The organism is Pseudomonas sp. AC083 (assembly GCF_979253165.1).
Genome location: NZ_CEEDDH010000003.1, coordinates 420926 through 438174 on the forward strand (window position 1 = coordinate 420926; position 17249 = coordinate 438174).

General features: G+C 61.9%; 14 protein-coding genes. 5 read left to right on the plus strand and 9 right to left on the minus strand.

Annotated features, from left to right (window positions below; genetic code table 11):
• Nucleotides 1-20 precede the first annotated feature (20 nt).
• The 5 genes from emhA to AC0IXA_RS08165 all read left to right on the plus strand — a co-directional run bounded on the left by emhA (nucleotide 21) and on the right by AC0IXA_RS08165 (nucleotide 8540).
• Nucleotides 21-1178, plus strand: a complete 1158-nt coding sequence (emhA, locus tag AC0IXA_RS08145; RefSeq protein ID WP_016771331.1) for an efflux RND transporter periplasmic adaptor subunit EmhA — start codon at nucleotides 21-23, stop codon at nucleotides 1176-1178.
• Between the two features lie 3 nt (nucleotides 1179-1181).
• Nucleotides 1182-4346 (plus strand): efflux RND transporter permease subunit EmhB, encoded by a 3165-nt coding sequence (gene emhB / locus AC0IXA_RS08150; protein ID WP_039762672.1) that lies wholly within the window; start codon nucleotides 1182-1184, stop codon nucleotides 4344-4346.
• Nucleotides 4343-5803 carry an efflux RND transporter outer membrane subunit EmhC gene (emhC, locus tag AC0IXA_RS08155; RefSeq protein WP_016771333.1) on the plus strand — a complete coding sequence of 487 codons (1461 nt, stop codon included), beginning with the start codon at nucleotides 4343-4345 and terminating at the stop codon, nucleotides 5801-5803. Before emhB ends, emhC begins: the two co-directional genes overlap by 4 nt.
• A 378-nt stretch (nucleotides 5804-6181) precedes the next feature.
• On the plus strand, nucleotides 6182-7441 hold the full coding sequence (locus AC0IXA_RS08160) for an OprD family porin (RefSeq protein ID WP_471812536.1): 1260 nt from the start codon (nucleotides 6182-6184) through the stop codon (nucleotides 7439-7441).
• Between the two features lie 292 nt (nucleotides 7442-7733).
• On the plus strand, nucleotides 7734-8540 hold the full coding sequence (locus AC0IXA_RS08165; protein WP_471812538.1) for a methyltransferase domain-containing protein: 807 nt from the start codon (nucleotides 7734-7736) through the stop codon (nucleotides 8538-8540).
• A 132-nt stretch (nucleotides 8541-8672) separates the two neighbouring features.
• Here the strand turns inward: AC0IXA_RS08165 and pcaC are convergent, their stop codons facing one another.
• The 9 genes from pcaC to AC0IXA_RS08210 form a co-directional block, all read right to left on the minus strand.
• The gene (pcaC, locus tag AC0IXA_RS08170; protein WP_024011942.1) at nucleotides 8673-9065 is read right to left on the minus strand and encodes a 4-carboxymuconolactone decarboxylase; all 393 of its coding nucleotides are present in this window, start codon (nucleotides 9063-9065) and stop codon (nucleotides 8673-8675) included.
• Nucleotides 9066-9075: 10 nt separating this feature from the next.
• Entirely contained in the window at nucleotides 9076-9867 is a 792-nt protein-coding gene (gene pcaD / locus AC0IXA_RS08175; protein WP_341638646.1) for a 3-oxoadipate enol-lactonase, read from the minus strand.
• A gap of 11 nt (nucleotides 9868-9878) precedes the next feature.
• A complete protein-coding gene (locus AC0IXA_RS08180; RefSeq protein ID WP_471812540.1) occupies nucleotides 9879-11243 on the minus strand; it encodes a 3-carboxy-cis,cis-muconate cycloisomerase in 1365 nt (454 codons plus the stop codon).
• A gap of 45 nt (nucleotides 11244-11288) precedes the next feature.
• On the minus strand, nucleotides 11289-12584 hold the full coding sequence (locus tag AC0IXA_RS08185) for an MFS family transporter (RefSeq protein WP_041478914.1): 1296 nt from the start codon (nucleotides 12582-12584) through the stop codon (nucleotides 11289-11291).
• 261 nt (nucleotides 12585-12845) lie between these two features.
• Nucleotides 12846-13412 (minus strand): protocatechuate 3,4-dioxygenase subunit alpha, encoded by a 567-nt coding sequence (pcaG, locus tag AC0IXA_RS08190; RefSeq protein ID WP_076566302.1) that lies wholly within the window; start codon nucleotides 13410-13412, stop codon nucleotides 12846-12848.
• Nucleotide 13413: 1 nt separating this feature from the next.
• Entirely contained in the window at nucleotides 13414-14118 is a 705-nt protein-coding gene (gene pcaH, locus AC0IXA_RS08195; RefSeq protein ID WP_471812543.1) for a protocatechuate 3,4-dioxygenase subunit beta, read from the minus strand.
• A gap of 36 nt (nucleotides 14119-14154) precedes the next feature.
• A complete protein-coding gene (gene pcaF / locus AC0IXA_RS08200) occupies nucleotides 14155-15360 on the minus strand; it encodes a 3-oxoadipyl-CoA thiolase (RefSeq protein ID WP_471812545.1) in 1206 nt (401 codons plus the stop codon).
• Nucleotides 15357-16139, minus strand: coding sequence for a CoA-transferase subunit beta (locus tag AC0IXA_RS08205; protein WP_471812633.1), 783 nt, complete (start codon nucleotides 16137-16139; stop codon nucleotides 15357-15359). Before AC0IXA_RS08205 ends, pcaF begins: the two co-directional genes overlap by 4 nt.
• Nucleotides 16136-16993, minus strand: a complete 858-nt coding sequence (locus AC0IXA_RS08210; protein ID WP_129998848.1) for a CoA transferase subunit A — start codon at nucleotides 16991-16993, stop codon at nucleotides 16136-16138. Before AC0IXA_RS08210 ends, AC0IXA_RS08205 begins: the two co-directional genes overlap by 4 nt.
• Nucleotides 16994-17249: the final 256 nt, after the last annotated feature.

Sequence of the window (17249 nt, forward strand, 5' to 3'; positions counted from 1 at the left end):
CGCCTGACCCGAGGATCTTCATGCAATTCAAGCCAGCTGTTACCGCTCTGGTCACTGCCGTCGCCCTGGCATCGCTGCTCAGCGGATGTAAAAAGGAAGAAGCGGCCCCTGCCGCTCCGCCTCCTCAGGTCGGCGTCGTCACCCTGCAACCACAAGCCTTTACCCTGACCTCGGAGCTTCCGGGCCGCACCAGTGCGTTCCGCATCGCGGAAGTTCGCCCGCAGGTCAACGGCATCATCCTCAAGCGCCTGTTCAAGGAAGGTGCCGACGTCAAAGCCGGCCAGCAGCTGTATCAGATCGATCCGTCGGTCTATGAAGCTACGCTGAAAAGCGCCGAAGCCGAGCTGCGTTCGACCAAGTCGATTTCCGACCGCTACAAGCAACTGGTCGACGAACAAGCCGTGAGCCGTCAGGAATACGACACCGCACTGGCCAACCGCCTGCAATCGGAAGCATCGTTGCAGAGCGCGCAGATCAACGTGCGCTACACCAAGGTCTACGCGCCGATTTCCGGCCGTATCGGCCGCTCTTCGGTCACCGAAGGCGCACTGGTCAGCAATGGTCAGGCCGATGCGATGGCAGTGATTCAGCAGCTCGATCCGATCTACGTCGATGTGACCCAATCGTCGGTGGAACTGCTGGAACTGCGCCGCGAACTGGAAAGCGGCCGTCTGCAGAAGGCTGGCGACAACGCCGCTGCGGTCAAGCTGACCCTGGAAGACGGCAGCCAGTACAAGCTCGACGGCAAGCTGGAATTCTCCGAAGTCTCGGTTGACCAGACCACCGGCTCGGTAACCCTGCGCGCAGTGTTCCCCAACCCCGATCACACCCTGCTGCCAGGCATGTTCGTTCACGCCCAGCTGCAAGCCGGCGTCAACAGCGCAGCGATCCTCGCGCCGCAACAAGGCGTGACCCGCGACCTTAAGGGCACCCCGACCGCACTGGTCGTCGGCGCCGACAACAAGGTCGAGCTGCGTCAGCTCAAGGCCAGCCGCACTGTCGGCAGCCAGTGGCTGATCGAAGACGGCCTGAAAGCCGGCGATCGTCTGATCACCGAAGGGCTGCAGTACGTCAAACCGGGCGTCGAGGTCAAAGCGACCGAGGCGACTAACGTCGGCACCAAGAACCCGGCCCCCGCACAGGCAGCTGACAAAGCCGCCGGCGGCAAAGGGGAGTAACCCATGTCAAAATTCTTCATCGACCGTCCGATTTTCGCCTGGGTAATCGCCCTGGTGATCATGCTGGTCGGGGCACTTTCGATCCTGAAATTGCCGATCAACCAATACCCGAGCATTGCGCCACCGGCCATTGCGATTCAGGTGACCTACCCAGGCGCGTCCGCACAAACCGTGCAGGACACCGTGGTGCAGGTCATCGAGCAACAGCTCAACGGTATCGACAACCTGCGTTATGTGTCGTCGGAAAGTAACTCCGACGGCAGCATGACCATCACCGCGACCTTCGAGCAAGGCACCAACTCCGACACCGCGCAGGTTCAGGTCCAGAACAAGCTGAACCTGGCCACCCCGCTGCTGCCGCAGGAAGTGCAGCAACAGGGTATCCGCGTGACCAAGGCAGTGAAGAACTTCCTGCTGGTGATCGGCGTGGTGTCGCGTGACGGCAGCATGACCAAGGACGACCTGTCCAACTACATCGTGTCGAACATGCAGGACCCGATCTCGCGGACCGCCGGTGTCGGTGACTTCCAGGTCTTCGGTGCGCAGTACGCGATGCGCATCTGGCTCGACCCGGCCAAGTTGAACAACTTCAACCTGACCCCGGTCGACGTGAAAAACGCCATTGCTGCGCAGAACGTTCAGGTGTCATCCGGTCAGCTCGGTGGCTTGCCTGCCGTGCAGGGCCAGCAACTGAACGCGACGATCATCGGCAAGACCCGTCTGCAGACTGCTGAGCAGTTCAAGGAAATCCTGCTCAAGGTCAACAAGGACGGTTCGCAGGTTCGCCTCAAAGACGTGGCTGAAGTCGGCCTCGGCGGTGAGAACTACGCGATCAGTGCCCAGTTCAACGGCAGCCCGGCTTCCGGTCTGGCGGTGAAACTGGCCAACGGCGCCAACGCCCTCGACACGGCCAAAGCGCTGCGCAACACCATCGACAGCCTCAAGCCGTTTTTCCCCCAAGGCATGGAAGTGGTGTTCCCGTACGACACCACCCCGGTGGTGACCGAGTCGATCAAAGGCGTGGTGCACACCCTGGTCGAAGCGATCGCGCTGGTGTTCCTGGTGATGTTCCTGTTCCTGCAGAACTTCCGCGCCACCGTCATCACCACGATGACCGTGCCCGTGGTACTGCTCGGTACGTTCGGCATCCTCGCCGCCGCCGGTTTCAGCATCAACACCCTGACCATGTTCGGCATGGTGCTGGCCATCGGTCTGCTGGTGGACGACGCCATCGTCGTGGTGGAAAACGTCGAGCGGGTGATGAGCGAAGAAGGCTTGTCACCGAAGGAAGCGACGAAGAAGTCCATGGGCCAGATCCAGGGCGCACTGGTCGGTATCGCCCTCGTGCTCTCGGCGGTACTGCTGCCGATGGCATTCTTCAGCGGCTCCACCGGGGTGATCTACAAGCAGTTCTCGATCACCATCGTGTCGGCCATGGCCCTGTCGGTGCTGGTTGCCCTGATCTTTACCCCGGCGCTGTGCGCGACCATGCTCAAGCCGATTCCGAAAGGCGAGCACGGTACCCCGAAGAAAGGTTTCTTCGGCTGGTTCAACCGCAACTTCGACCGTGGTGTACGCAGCTACGAGCGCGGCGTCGGCAACATGCTGACCCGCAAGGCGCCGTACCTGCTGGCGTATCTGCTGATCGTCGTGGGCATGATCTGGCTGTTCACCCGCATCCCGACCGCGTTCCTCCCGGAAGAAGACCAGGGCGTACTGTTCGCCCAGGTGCAGACCCCGGCCGGTTCCAGTGCCCAGCGCACGCAGGTGGTCGTGGATGAAATGCGTGAGTACCTGCTGCGTCCGAACAAGGACGGCGGTGAGGCGGACGCGGTGGCTTCGGTGTTTACCGTGACCGGCTTCAACTTCGCCGGCCGTGGTCAGAGCTCGGGTATGGCGTTCATCATGCTCAAGCCGTGGGGCGAACGTAACGCCGACAACAGCGTGTTTAACCTCGCTGCGCGTGCCCAGCAACACTTCTTCAGCTTCCGCGACGCGATGGTGTTTGCCTTCGCCCCGCCAGCGGTTCTGGAATTGGGTAACGCCACCGGTTTCGACGTGTTCCTGCAAGACCGCGCCGGTATCGGTCACGAAAAACTGATGGAAGCGCGCAACCAGTTCCTCGGCATGGCGGCGCAAAGCAAGGTGCTGACCCAGGTGCGTCCGAACGGCCTGAACGATGAGCCGCAGTTCCAGCTGGAAATCGACGACGAGAAGGCCAGTGCCCTCGGCATCACCATCAGCGACATCAACAACACCCTGTCGATCGCGTTGGGCAGTAGCTACGTCAACGACTTCATCGACCGTGGTCGGGTGAAGAAGGTGTATGTGCAGGGCCAGCCGGACTCGCGCATGAGCCCCGAAGACCTGAAGAAGTGGTACGTGCGTAACGCCGAAGGCACCATGGTTCCGTTCTCGGCGTTCGCCAAGGGCGAGTGGGTCTACGGTTCGCCGAAGCTGGCGCGCTACAACGGTGTGGAAGCGGTCGAGGTCCTCGGGGCGCCGGCGCCGGGCTACTCCACCGGTGAAGCGATGGCTGAAGTCGAAGCGATTGCCAAGAAGCTGCCGTCCGGTGTCGGTATCTCCTGGACCGGTCTGTCCTACGAGGAACGTCTGTCCGGCTCGCAAGCGCCAGCGCTGTACGCCCTGTCGCTGCTGATGGTGTTCCTGTGTCTGGCGGCGCTGTATGAAAGCTGGTCGATTCCGATCGCGGTCATGCTCGTGGTACCACTGGGGATCATCGGTGCACTGATGGCCACCAGCCTGCGCGGTCTGTCCAACGACGTGTACTTCCAGGTGGGCTTGTTGACGACCATCGGTCTGGCGGCTAAAAACGCCATTCTGATCGTCGAATTCGCCAAGGAACTGCATGAACAGGGACGCACCCTGCGCGAGGCGGCAATCGAAGCCTGCCGCATGCGTCTGCGCCCGATCATCATGACCTCGCTGGCCTTCGTTCTCGGTGTTGTGCCGCTGGCGATCTCCACCGGCGCCGGTTCAGGCAGTCAGCACGCGATCGGTACCGGCGTGATTGGCGGTATGCTCACGGCCACGATCCTGGCGATCTTCTGGGTTCCACTGTTCTTCGTTACTGTGTCGTCCATCGGTCAGCGCAAAAAGACCGACGCGGATGAGACTACTGAAACTCCTAAAGAGGCTGGCCAATGAGCAAGTCGCTACTCTCCATCGCAGTCGCCGCCTTCGTGCTGAGCGGTTGCTCGCTGATACCTGACTATCAGCAGCCTGAGGCTCCGGTCGCAGGCCAGTACCCGCAGGGGCCGGCATATTCGCCGGCCCAGGCTCCGGCGCAAGCCGCTGCCGAACAGGGCTGGAAGCAGTTTTTCCATGACCCTGCCCTGCAACAGCTGATCCAGGTCGCCCTGGAAAACAACCGCGACCTGCGTGTCGCGGCGCTGAACATCGACGCTTACGCGGCGCAGTACCGCATCCAGCGCGCCGACCTGTTCCCGGCAGTGTCGGCCAATGCCGCCGGCAGCCGCCAGCGTCTGCCGGCCCGTGCCTCGCAGACCGGCGAGTCGATGATCAGCAGTTCGTATTCCGCGACCGTCGGCGTCAGCGCCTACGAACTCGACCTGTTCGGTCGGGTGCGCAGCCTGAGCGAGCAAGCGCTGCAACAGTACTTCGCTACCGAGGAAGCACGCCGCAGTACGCAGATCAGTCTGGTCGCCAACGTCGCCAACGCCTACCTGACCTGGCAGGCGGACAAGGAATTGCTCAAGCTGACGCAGGACACCCTCGGTGCCTTCGAAGAAAGCTACAAGCTGACCAGCCGCAGCAACGAAGTCGGTGTGGCTTCGGCGCTGGATCTGGCGCAGTCGCGCACTTCCGTGGAAAACGCCCGGGCACAATTGGCGCGTTATACCCGCCAGGTCGCACAGGACGAAAACAGCCTGACCCTGCTGCTCGGCACCGGTATTCCGGCCAACCTGCAAACGGCCAAACCGCTGTCTGATGACCTGCTCAGCGATGTGCCGGCCGGTCTGCCTTCGGACCTGCTGCAACGTCGTCCGGACATCCTCCAGGCCGAGTACAACCTGAAGGCGGCCAACGCCAACATCGGCGCGGCCCGTGCAGCGTTCTTCCCGAGCATCAGCCTGACCGCCAACGCGGGCAGCCTGAGCCCGGACCTGTCCGGCCTGTTCAAGGGCGGTTCGGGGACGTGGCTGTTCCAGCCGCAGATCAACCTGCCGATCTTCAACGCCGGCAGCCTGCGCGCCAGCCTCGACTACGCCAAGATCCAGAAGGACATTGGCGTGGCGAACTACGAGAAGTCCATCCAGACCGCCTTCCAGGAAGTCGCCGACGGCCTCGCCGCCCGCCAGACCTACACCGAGCAGCTGCAAGCGCAGCGTGACTTCGTTCAGGCCAACCAGGATTACTACCGCCTGGCCGAACGTCGCTACCGCATCGGCGTCGACAGCAACCTGACCTTCCTCGATGCCCAGCGTCAGTTGTTCAGCGCACAACAAGCGCTGATCACCGACCGCCTCGCGCAGCTGACCAGTGCGGTCAACCTGTACAAGGCACTGGGCGGTGGCTGGAATGCGCAGACCGCGCAGAACGAAGCGCTGAAAGAAGAAGCGCCGAAGATGAAGCTGTTCTGATCATCATCGGCTGAATACAAGGAGCCCACCGATTGGTGGGCTTTTTGTTGCCTGAGAATCAAAAGATCGCAGCCTTCGGCAGCTCCTACATTTGAAATGCGTTGCCCTGTAGGAGCTGCCGAAGGCTGCGATCTTTTGATCTTCAATGCTGTTCGATAATCGCCCAAAACCCGCTTTTCCCAATTGAATCCCAACATCCGCCCCCCGCACCATTCGCTCCACAAAACCAATAACAACAGGTTCGACACCATGCTCCCGCGCCCTGCCCCGTCCGGCTGATTGCCATCGTTTCACCCCTGAATACTTTCCAAGTCTGCACCCCGAAAACCGGCCGCAGCGCACCCGTTCGCCCTAAAAAAACAAGAGAGACCCGAGCCCATGACAACCTCCCCTGCGCCTTACGCAATTCCCGGCCTGATCGCCCTGGCCCTGGCGGGCGCCGCCCTCCCCGTCGCGGCGCAAGAAGCCGGCTTCATCGAAGGCGCCAAGGTCAACCTCAACCTGCGCAACTTCTATATCAACCGCAACTTCACCAACCCGACCAAGACTCAGGGCAAAGCTGAAGAGTGGACACAGAGTTTCATCCTCGACGCCAAATCCGGCTTCACCCAAGGCACCGTCGGTTTCGGCATGGACATACTCGGGCTGTATTCGGTCAAGCTCGATGGCGGTAAGGGCACGGGCGGTACGCAGTTGTTGCCGCTGGACCATGACGGGCGCCCGGCGAACAACTTCGGCCGCACCAACGTCGCGTTCAAGGCCAGACTTTCGCAGACCGAGGTCAAGGTCGGCGAGTGGATGCCGGTGCTGCCGATTCTGCGTTCGGACGACGGGCGTTCGCTGCCGCAAACCTTCCGTGGCGGCCAGATCACCTCGAAGGAAATCGCCGGCCTGACCCTCTATGGCGGCCAGTTCCGCGCCAACAGCCCGCGCGACGACAGCAGCATGAGCGACATGTCGATGACCGGCAAAGCCGCGTTCACCTCTGATCGTTTCAACTTCCAGGGCGGCGAATACCTGTTCAACGACAAGCGCACGCAGATCGGCCTGTGGAACGCGCAGCTCAAGGACATCTACAGCCAGCAGTACCTCAACCTGCTGCACAGCCAGCCGCTCGGCGACTGGACGCTGGGCGCCAACCTCGGCTTTTTCTATGGCAAGGAAGATGGCAGCGCGCGTGCCGGCGACCTGGACAACAAGACCTGGTACGGCATGTTTTCGGCCAAGTACGGCGGCAGCACGTTCTACCTCGGCTTGCAGAAACTGACCGGCGACAGCGCCTGGATGCGCGTCAACGGCACCAGCGGCGGCACCTTGGCCAACGACAGCTACAACGCCAGTTATGACAACGCTCAGGAACGCTCCTGGCAGCTGCGCCACGACTACAACTTCGCCGCCATGGGCATCCCCGGCCTGACCCTGATGAACCGCTACATCAGCGGCGACAACGTGCACACCGGGACGATCACCGACGGCAAGGAATGGGGTCGCGAATCGGAACTCGGTTACACGGTGCAGAGCGGCACGTTGAAGGATCTGAACGTCAGATGGCGCAACTCGACCATGCGCCGCGACTTCAGCAACAACGAGTTCGATGAGAATCGTTTGATTGTCAGCTACCCGATCAGCCTTCTCTAACCACACATGCCCCACTGTGGGAGCGAGCCTGCTCGCGAAAGCGCTGCTTCAGTCGACATCTCTGTCGAATATGAAATGGCCTTCGCGAGCAGGCTCGCTCCCACATTTGATTCCCATCACAGATGCATGCCATTGGTCAGGCCATGTAGCGCTTTTGCGGGCGACAGTTACAGTGAGCAAACCTGAAGGACTCAGGTGCGCCACCCCTTCACGCTTCCGTTTCGTAGTCGGTCTCCAGCTATGCACCAGGTTGTCATCGGAAGACACCATTTGATCACCGGAGGATCACCTCATGATCACGCGCCGCACCACTGCACCCGATTGGGACGCCAAGGCGTACCAACAGTTTTCCCGTCTCAGACAACGTCCGGTCAACGAATTGCTCGACCGTATCGAACTGCAAAATCCCCAACGTATTTACGATCTGGGCTGCGGCACCGGCATCGCTACGCAGTTGCTGGCCAAGCGTTGGCCGCGTGCGCGATTGCAGGGCATCGACAGCTCGGCGCAGATGCTCGACGAGGCCCGAGGCCTGCCGATCAAGGCTTTGTGGAAACAATCTGATCTGCTGGACTGGCAGCCTGAGCAACCGGCGGATCTGTTGTTCGCCGCCGCTGTGCTGCATTTTCTCGATCACCACGAAACCTTGCTGCCGCGCCTGCTCGGCTATTTGAATCCTGGCGGCTGCCTCGCAGCGCACATGCCGGATTGGCGCGATGCGTTGTGGTATCGGTTAATGCTGCAAACGTTGGATGACGCCGGCCCCGGGGGCGCACCATTGGGCACGCCAGAACTGCGCCGGCGCATGGCTGCGCGGCCGCTACTGGCGCTGGAGGATTACTACCGTTTGCTCGCACCAATGACCGCGTCGCTGGACATTTGGGAGACCGAACAGCTGCAAGTGGTCGACGGCAAATCGCCGGTGTATGACTGGGTCAAGGTTTCGGCGCTAAGGCCAGTGATGCAGGCGCTGGATTCGGCGCAGCAGGCGCGATTCATCTATCACTACCTGATGCGGGTGCAGGCGCATTATCCGCAGGAGGCGGATGGGCATACGTTGTTTGCATTCAAGCGAATATTTATTGTCGCCAGGGTTTGAGTGCATGTGCTGATTAACACATCACGGCGTCTGCCGCTTTCGCGAGCAAGCTCGCTCCCACATTTGTTTTGTGATCGACACAACTCCAATGTGGGAGCGAGCTTGCTCGCGAAGGCGTAATTTCGGGCGCCATCAATCCCGGGATTCGACTCCTAGCTCATCCCACACCGATTCCGCCAGATGAAACGTCGCATTCGCCGCCGGAATTCCGCAGTAGATCGCGCTCTGCATGATCACTTCCTTGATCTCGCCGCGGCTGACGCCGTTGTTGGCCGCCGCGCGCAGGTGCAGTTTCAGTTCGCCCTCGCGGTTCATACCGATCAGCATGGCGATGGTGATCAGGCTGCGGGTATGACGGGGCAGGCCCGGGCGGGTCCAGATGTCGCCCCAGGCGTGGCGGGTGATCATCTCCTGGAATTCCGAGTTGAACTCGGTCAGCGTGGTCAGGCTGCGATCGACATGGGCATCGCCCAGCACCGCGCGGCGTACTTGCATGCCTTCGTCGTAACGTTGTTTCTCGTCCACAAAATCTTCCTCACTGAGCCTGCAGAAACGCCAGCACCCGATCACTGAAATCAGCGCCGGCCTGCACGTTGGACAGATGCGCCGCATAGAACTCGGCGTACTCGGCGCCGCGCACATGGTCGCGAATGAAGTGCCCGCCGGACGGCGGCGTCACCGCATCTTCGCTGCCGGCAATCACCAGCAATGGCACATTGATCGAAGCCAGCTCTTCACGGAAATCGGCATCGCGCACGGCCGCGCAGTTGGCCGCATAGCCTTGGGGATTGGTCGCGGCGAGCATGTCGGTAATCTTCTTCGCCGCCTCGGGATGCGCCGCCGAAAAGTCCGGGGTAAACCAGCGCGCAATCGAGGCATCACGCAGTGCGACCATCGCCGCCGGGCCGTCGCGCAGTACGGTTTCGATGCGCGGATTCCACACCGACGGATCGCCGATCTTCGCTGCCGTGTTGCAGACGATCAGTTTGTGCAAGCGATGTCCGGCGTTGATGCCCAGCCACTGACCGATCAGCCCGCCCATCGACAGTCCGCAGAAATGCGCGCGCTCGATGTGCAGCGCATCGAGCAGACCGAGCACGTCACGACCGAGTTGTTCGATGCTGTACGGCCCTTCGGTAACCAACGATTGCCCATGGCCGCGCGTGTCGAAACGCAGCACGCGGAAATGCTCGGTGAACGCCGGCATTTGCGCATCCCACATGTGCAGGTCGGTGCCCAGCGAGTTGGACAGCACCAGCACCGGCGCAGCGTCCGGGCCCTCAATTTGATAGTGCAGTTCGCCATCGGCGAGTTGAACGAAAGCCACAGCCCTCTCCTTCAGACAGTCAAAGCGTTGTGTTCGGCCACCGCGCGCTCGACCCAGACTTGCGCCTGGCCAAGGTAATGCGCGGGGTTCAGAAGATCATCGAGTTCATCGCCACTGAGTTCGGCAGTGACTTGCGGCTCATCAGCGAGCACCGCACGCAGATGGCGTTGCTCGGCCACCGCGCGTTTGCAGCATTGCTCGAGCAGATGATGCGCGGTGTCGCGGCCGACGCGTTGGGCGAGGACGATGCTCACTGCTTCGGCCAGCACCAGGCCTTGGGTCAATTCGAGGTTGCGGGCCATGCGCGCCGCGTCGACTTCCAGACCGTCGGCCAGCAAGCGCGCCTGTTGCAGCGCACCCGATACCAGGCAGCAGATCTCCGGCAGGGTTTCCCATTCGGCGTGCCACAAACCAAGGCTGCGTTCATGCTCCTGCGGCATCGCGCTGAACAGCGTCGACACCAGCCCCGGCACCCGCGTGGCCGCGCCGATCAGCACCGCCGCGCCGACCGGGTTGCGTTTGTGCGGCATGGTCGACGAACCGCCCTTGCCCGGTGCCGCAGGCTCAAAAACCTCCGCCGCTTCGGTCTGCATCAACAGGCTGATGTCGCGGCCGAATTTGCCGAGGCTGCCGGCGATCAGGCCAAGCACGGCGCCGAACTCGACGATGCGATCACGCTGGGTGTGCCACGGCTGTTCCGGCAAGGTCAGTTGCAGCTCTTCGGCCAACGCTTGCGCAATCGACAAAGCTTGCTCGCCCAACGCCGCGAGGGTTCCGGAAGCGCCACCGAATTGCAGCACCAGCAGGCGCGGTTTCAGCTCTTGCAGACGCTGACGGCTGCGGGTCACGGCGCCCAACCAACCGGCGATTTTCATGCCGAGAGTCACCGGCGTAGCGTGTTGTAGCCAGGTGCGCCCGGCCAATGGTGTTGCCGCATAACGCTGCGCCTGGGCAGCAAGGGAGGCGGCCAATGTCGCCAGATCGCTTTCGATCAGCGCCAGCGCCCGACGCAATTGCAGGACCAGCCCGGAATCCATCACGTCCTGACTGGTCGCGCCCAGATGCACATAGCGCTCGGCTTCGGCATCGCTCGAGGCGATCTGTTTGCCCAGGGCCTTGACCAGTGGAATCGCCGAATTGCCAGCCGTGGCAATCGCCTCGCCCAGCGCCGCAAAGTCATACAGGCCCGCCTCGCACGCTGCAGCAATCGGCGCCACAGCGGATGAAGGAATCAGCCCGACCCGCGCCTCGGCCCGGGCCAGCGCCGCTTCGAAATCGAGCATCGCCTGCACCCGGCCCTGATCGCAGAACACTTCGCGCATATCGCGGGCGGTGAAGTAGGCATCGAACAATTGATTGCCCGGTCGCTGAGTCATAAACAGTCCTTGCCGGCGCGGGCCTCGCAGCCCGCGCACATGGGTTTACAGATCGTGGTGCAGATACTTCGCCTGCTTGGGCAAACGCAGGCTGAACAGGAAAGCCACCGCCATCATCGCCGTGACGTACCAGTAGAAGGCGTTTTCCATGCCGCCGGCCTTGAGGCTCAGGGCCACAAACTCTGCCGAGCCACCGAAGATCGCATTTGCCACCGCGTAAGCCAGGCCGACACCAAGCGCGCGCACTTCCGGCGGGAACATCTCGGCTTTTACCAGACCGCTGATCGAGGTGTAGAAACTGACAATCGCCAGCGCCAGGGTGATCAGCACAAAGGCGAGGAACGGGCTGCTGATGCTTTTCAGGCTGAGCAGAATCGGCACAGTGAACAGCGTACCGAGCGCGCCGAACCAGAGCATCGAGTTACGCCGGCCAATCTTGTCGGCGAGCATGCCGAACAACGGCTGCATGCACATATACAGGAACAGCGCGCCGGTCATGATGTAGCTGGCGGTCTTGGCGTGCATCCCGGCGGTGTTCACCAGGTATTTCTGCATGTAGGTGGTGAAGGTGTAGAAAATCAGCGAGCCGCCGGCGGTGTAGCCGAGCACGGTGATGAACGCCGCTTTGTGATCGCGAAACAGTGCAGTGATGCTGCCGGCGTCTTTATGCGCACGGGTTTCCTTATTGGTGGTTTCCTTCAGCGAACGACGCAGGAACAGCGAAATCAGCGCCGCCACCGCACCGACCACGAACGGGATCCGCCAGCCGTAGGCACGCAGGTCTTCTTCAGTGAGGAACTGTTGCAGCACCACCACCAGCGACACCGCCAGCAGTTGTCCGCCGATCAGGGTCACGTACTGGAACGAGGCGAAGAAACCGCGCTGGCCCTTGAGCGCAACTTCACTCATGTAGGTCGCAGTGGTGCCGTATTCGCCGCCCACCGACAGACCTTGCAGCAAACGCGCGAACAGCAACAGCACCGGCGCCCAGACGCCGATGTCCTTGTAGGTCGGCAGGCAGGCGATCAGCAACGAGCCGAAGCACATCATCAGAATCGAGATGAGCATCGAGTTCTTGCGCCCGTGCTTGTCAGCGACCCGGCCGAAGATCCAGCCACCAATCGGCCGCATCAGGAACCCGGCAGCGAACACGCCAGCGGTGTTGACCAGTTGCACAGTCGGGTTATCGGAGGGGAAAAACGCCGGGGCGAAATAGATCGCGCAGAAGGCGTAGACGTAGAAGTCGAACCATTCGACGAGGTTGCCGGACGAAGCGCCGACGATGGCAAAGATGCGCTTGCTGCGCTCTTCGCCGGTGTAGTGGGAGGTGGTGGTTGTCATTGTTTTTCACTCGATAGGGACAGTCACAGTCTAGACATACTTTGCAACAGTCCCGTTCCGCATCGGATCATCACCCACGTCTGGATCAGCCTTTGTGGCGAGGAGATTTATCCCCGCTCGAGTGCAAAGCACTCGCAAATCAGATACACGCGGTTCATCTGAATACCGCGCCGACTGGTTTTTGGGGCTGCTTCGCAGCCCAGCGGGGATAAATCCCCTCACCACAGGGACTCTGTCCTGCAGGGGATTTGGGGTGTTCTCTCAATAATCGAAGAACACCGTCTCGGCATCGGTGCCCTGCAGAACTACATTCCACTGGTACACACCCGACGCATCCGCCTTGGCCAGCAACGTCTGGCGACGCTCCGCCGGCACGCACTCGAGCAACGGGTCAGCAACGTTCGCCGGTTCGCCTTCAAAATAAATCCGCGTCAGCAAATGCTTGACCAGACCACGAGCAAACACCAGCACCACCAGATGCGGCGCCTGGGTCGAGCCTTTCAACCCCGGCACGGTGCCCGGTTTGATCGTGGTGAAACGAAACCGCCCTTCGGCGTCCACCGGCACCCGGCCGAAACCTTCGAAATTCGGGTCGAGTGGCTTGTCCTGCTGATCTTCCGGGTGGTCATACTTGCCGGCGGCGTTGGCCTGCCAGACCTCGAGCATGGCGTCGTTGACGACATCGCCATTGCCATCGACCACCTGGCCGGTGATCGCCACGCGCTCGCCAAGGGTCAGCTCGTTGGCCAGGGTTTCGCGGTTCAGCCAGGTCAGGCCGATGTGGTAATACGGCCCGACGGTGTGGGACGTGGTCGCATAGAGCGTCATCTTATTTCTCCATCGGCGTGGCATCACGGCCACGCAGCACGATGTCCCAGCGGTAACCGAGGGCGTAGGACGGAATGGTTTTTTCCAGATCGAAACTGGCGATCAGGCGTTCCTTGGCCGAGGTGTCCGGCACGCAGTTGTAGATCGGGTCGTAGGCCAGCAAAGGGTCGCCGGGGAAATACATCTGTGTGACCAGTCGGGTGAGGATGCTCGGCCCGAACAGGGAAAAGTGAATGTGCGCCGGGCGCCACGCGTTGTGGTGGTTGCCCCACGGGTAGGCGCCGGGCTTGATGGTCTGGAACTGATACCAGCCATCAGCATCGGTGACGGTGCGGCCGGTGCCGGTGAAGTTCGGGTCCAGCGGCGCGTCGTGCAGGTCGCGGGCGTGGTTGTAGCGGCCGGCGGCGTTGGCCTGCCAGATCTCCACCAGAATCCCCGGCACCGGCAGTCCGTCTTCGTCGAGCACGCGGCCATGAATAATGATGCGCTCGCCCAATGGCTCGCCGTCGTGCTGTGCAGTCAGGTCATTGTCTTTCTCGGCAACGTGCTCGGCGCCGATGGTCGGCCCGGTGATTTCCGAGAGTGAATGGGGCAGGTACACCAAAGGCTTGGACGGCGAGCGCAGGTTGGTGGATTGATACGTCGGGTGCAGGTAGTCAGGCTGAGTGCCTGCCTGTGGGCGACGGTAACCAGGCTTGTCAGACATTTCGCTTTCCTCAGTTCTTGTAAGTGCCGCAGCGCGTCAGACGCGTTCGATGGCCAACGCCAGACCCTGGCCGACACCGACGCACATGGTCGCCAGACCTTTCTTGCCAGCGGTCTTTTCCAAATGATGCAACGCGGTCAACACCAGCCGTGCCCCGCTCATGCCCAACGGGTGACCGAGAGCAATCGCGCCGCCATTCGGGTTGACCTGCGGCGCATCGTCGGCCAGACCCAACTCGCGCAGCACCGCCAGACCCTGGCTGGCGAACGCTTCGTTGAGTTCGATCACGTCGAAATCGCTGACCGCCACGCCAAGGCGCTCGGTCAGTTTGCGCACCGCCGGCACCGGGCCGATGCCCATCACTCGCGGTGCGACACCGGCGCTGGCCATGCCTAGCACTTTCGCGCGGGCGGTCAGGCCGTGTTTTTTCACCGCTTCGGCTGACGCCAGAATCAGCGCAGCAGCACCATCGTTTACGCCTGAGGCATTACCGGCGGTGACGGTTTTGTCCGCGCCGTTGACCGGTTTCAACTTGGTCAACGCTTCAATCGTGGTATCGGCGCGCGGATGTTCGTCCTGGCTCACCACGGTTTCGCCCTTTTTGTGGGCGATGCGCACTTCAACGATTTCTTCAGCGAAGTAGCCGGCAGCCTGCGCGGCGGCGGTACGTTGCTGACTGCGCAGGGCAAAGGCGTCCTGATCTGCGCGCGAAACCTTGTAGTCGTCGGCGACGTTGTCAGCGGTCTGCGGCATGGCATCGACACCGTACTGCGCCTTCATCAGCGGGTTGATGAAACGCCAGCCGATGGTGGTGTCTTCCAGTTTCATGTTGCGCGAAAACGCCGCGTCGGCCTTGCCCATCACGAATGGCGCGCGGGACATCGACTCGACGCCGCCGGCAATCGCCAGCTCCATCTCACCGCTGGCAATCGCACGGAATGCGGTGCCGATCGCGTCCATGCCCGAAGCGCAGAGACGATTGAGGGTCACGCCCGGCACGCTGTCCGGCAGGCCGGCGAGCAGCAGCGCCATGCGCGCGACGTTGCGGTTGTCCTCGCCAGCCTGGTTGGCGCAGCCGAGGAACACCTCATCGACGGCGTTCCAGTCCACCGATGGATTGCGCTCCATCAAGGCTTTGATCGGCACAGCGGCCAGGTCATCGGCGCGGACGGCGGACAGTGCGCCGCCGAAACGGCCGATGGGGGTGCGAATTGCGTCGCAGATATACACGTCACGCATCATGCTTCTCCTGGTGCCTGACCGTGGGCGGCGGCGGTGCGCGCTTCAAGATCACGCAGCGCGGTCAGCTCGACCTCGGTCGGCTCAGCAGTGGTTTCAACGGAGTCGGCAAAACGAATCGCCCAACCGGTGGCGGCGACCACTTGCTCGCGGGTCACGCCCGGATGCAGCGCGGTGACCACGAATTCGCGGGTACCCTCCTCCGGTTCCATGATGCACAGGTCGGTGATGATGCCCACCGGCCCGGCACCCGGCAGGCCCAGACGTTTACGCGAATCGCCACCTTCGCCGTGACCGACCGAGGTGATGAAGTCGAGCTTGTCGACAAACGAACGCGCCGACTGTTTAAGGATGATCAGCACGCTTTTCGCCGAACCGGCGATCTCCGGCGCGCCACCGGCACCCGGCAGGCGCACTTTTGGCGCGTGGTAGTCACCGACCACGGTGGTGTTGATGTTGCCGAAACGGTCGACCTGCGCGGCGCCGAGGAAACCGACGTCGATGCGCCCGCCCTGCAACCAGTAGCGAAAAATCTCACCGGTCGGCACCACCGTGTCGGCGGTCTCGGCCAGCTCACCGTCACCGATCGACAGAGGCAGTACGCTCGGCTTGGCGCCAATCGGGCCGGATTCGTAGATCAGCACCACGTCCGGCGATGAAGTCAGGCGCGCGAGGTTGGCGGCTTTCGATGGCAGGCCGATGCCGACGAAGCATACCGAGCCGTTCTTCAGGCGCCGGGCCGCCGCGACGGTCATCATTTCATTGGTGGTGTAAGTCATTATTTGGCCTCCGAAGCAGCGGCCAATTTGGCCTGGAATTCGCTGAAGTCAGCGCAGCCATGGATGTATTCGTTGATCCACGTGGTAAACGTCTCACGGTCGCGAGCGATCGGGTCCCACGCCTGATAGAAACGATTGTCACGCTCGGTGTAACCGTGGGCGTAGGACGGATGCGCGCCACCCGGCACGTGGCAGACCGCACTCAAGGCCCAGGTCGGCAGTACGCAAGCGTTCATCGGTGCGTTGAGGTCGTCGACGATTTCTTCCACGGTGACGATGCAACGCTTGGCGGCCAGCGCGGCTTCTTTCTGCACACCGAGAATGCCCCAGAGCAACACGTTGCCTTTGCGGTCGGCCTTCTGCGCGTGAATCACGGTGACGTCCGGGCGTACCGATGGCACTGCCGCCAGCACTTCGCCGGTGAACGGGCAGGTCACGGTTTTGATCAGCGGATTGACCTTCGGCAGGTCGGAGCCGGCGTAGGCACGCAGCACCGCGAACGGCAGGCCGGACGCGCCGGCGACGTAGGCGTTGGCGAGGTCGGCGTGGCTGTGCTCTTCGATTTCCAGCGCGTGCGGCCACTGCTTTTCGACCGCGTCACGCAAACGGTGCAGCGAGCCCACACCCGGGTTGCCGCCCCAGGAGAAAATCAGTTTGCGCGCGCAACCGGCGCCGATCAGTTGGTCGTAGATCAGGTCAGGCGTCATCCGCACCAGCGTCAGATCTTTCTTGCCTTGACGAATGATTTCATGACCCGCTGCCGTAGGAATCAGGTGAGTGAAGCCTTCGAGGGCGACGGTATCGCCGTCGTTGACGAATTGCTTCACCGCGTCGTGCAGCGAAAGGATCTCAGCCATGGAGCGGGCTCCTGTTCTTGTAAGGAATCGCCAGTGATAAAAAGGCGCGAGGTTCAGCGCCGGAGTCACTGAAGATTAAGCTCGGGAAATTCGCCAAACAATCCGATAATCGACTGAGTGTTCGTTTATCGAACGGATTGTTGCTTCCCTAATGATCGTTCCCACGCTTCGCGTGGGAATGCAGCCCGGGACGCTCCGCCTGCCTGTACAGCCGAACGCAGAGCGTCCGTTGAGGCATTCCCACGCGGAGCGTGGG

What these genes read in the sequence shown, in the direction of transcription:
- AC0IXA_RS08185 (WP_041478914.1), bottom strand. Translation starts at nt 12,584, where the DNA reads ATGACAACCACCACCTCCCACTACACCGGCGAAGAGCGCAGCAAGCGC.
- emhB (WP_039762672.1), top strand. Translation starts at nt 1,182, where the DNA reads ATGTCAAAATTCTTCATCGACCGTCCGATTTTCGCCTGGGTAATCGCC.
- AC0IXA_RS08165 (WP_471812538.1), top strand. Translation starts at nt 7,734, where the DNA reads ATGATCACGCGCCGCACCACTGCACCCGATTGGGACGCCAAGGCGTAC.
- AC0IXA_RS08210 (WP_129998848.1), bottom strand. Translation starts at nt 16,993, where the DNA reads ATGGCTGAGATCCTTTCGCTGCACGACGCGGTGAAGCAATTCGTCAAC.
- AC0IXA_RS08180 (WP_471812540.1), bottom strand. Translation starts at nt 11,243, where the DNA reads ATGACTCAGCGACCGGGCAATCAATTGTTCGATGCCTACTTCACCGCC.
- pcaF (WP_471812545.1), bottom strand. Translation starts at nt 15,360, where the DNA reads ATGATGCGTGACGTGTATATCTGCGACGCAATTCGCACCCCCATCGGC.
- AC0IXA_RS08160 (WP_471812536.1), top strand. Translation starts at nt 6,182, where the DNA reads ATGACAACCTCCCCTGCGCCTTACGCAATTCCCGGCCTGATCGCCCTG.
- emhA (WP_016771331.1), top strand. Translation starts at nt 21, where the DNA reads ATGCAATTCAAGCCAGCTGTTACCGCTCTGGTCACTGCCGTCGCCCTG.
- emhC (WP_016771333.1), top strand. Translation starts at nt 4,343, where the DNA reads ATGAGCAAGTCGCTACTCTCCATCGCAGTCGCCGCCTTCGTGCTGAGC.
- pcaH (WP_471812543.1), bottom strand. Translation starts at nt 14,118, where the DNA reads ATGTCTGACAAGCCTGGTTACCGTCGCCCACAGGCAGGCACTCAGCCT.
- pcaG (WP_076566302.1), bottom strand. Translation starts at nt 13,412, where the DNA reads ATGACGCTCTATGCGACCACGTCCCACACCGTCGGGCCGTATTACCAC.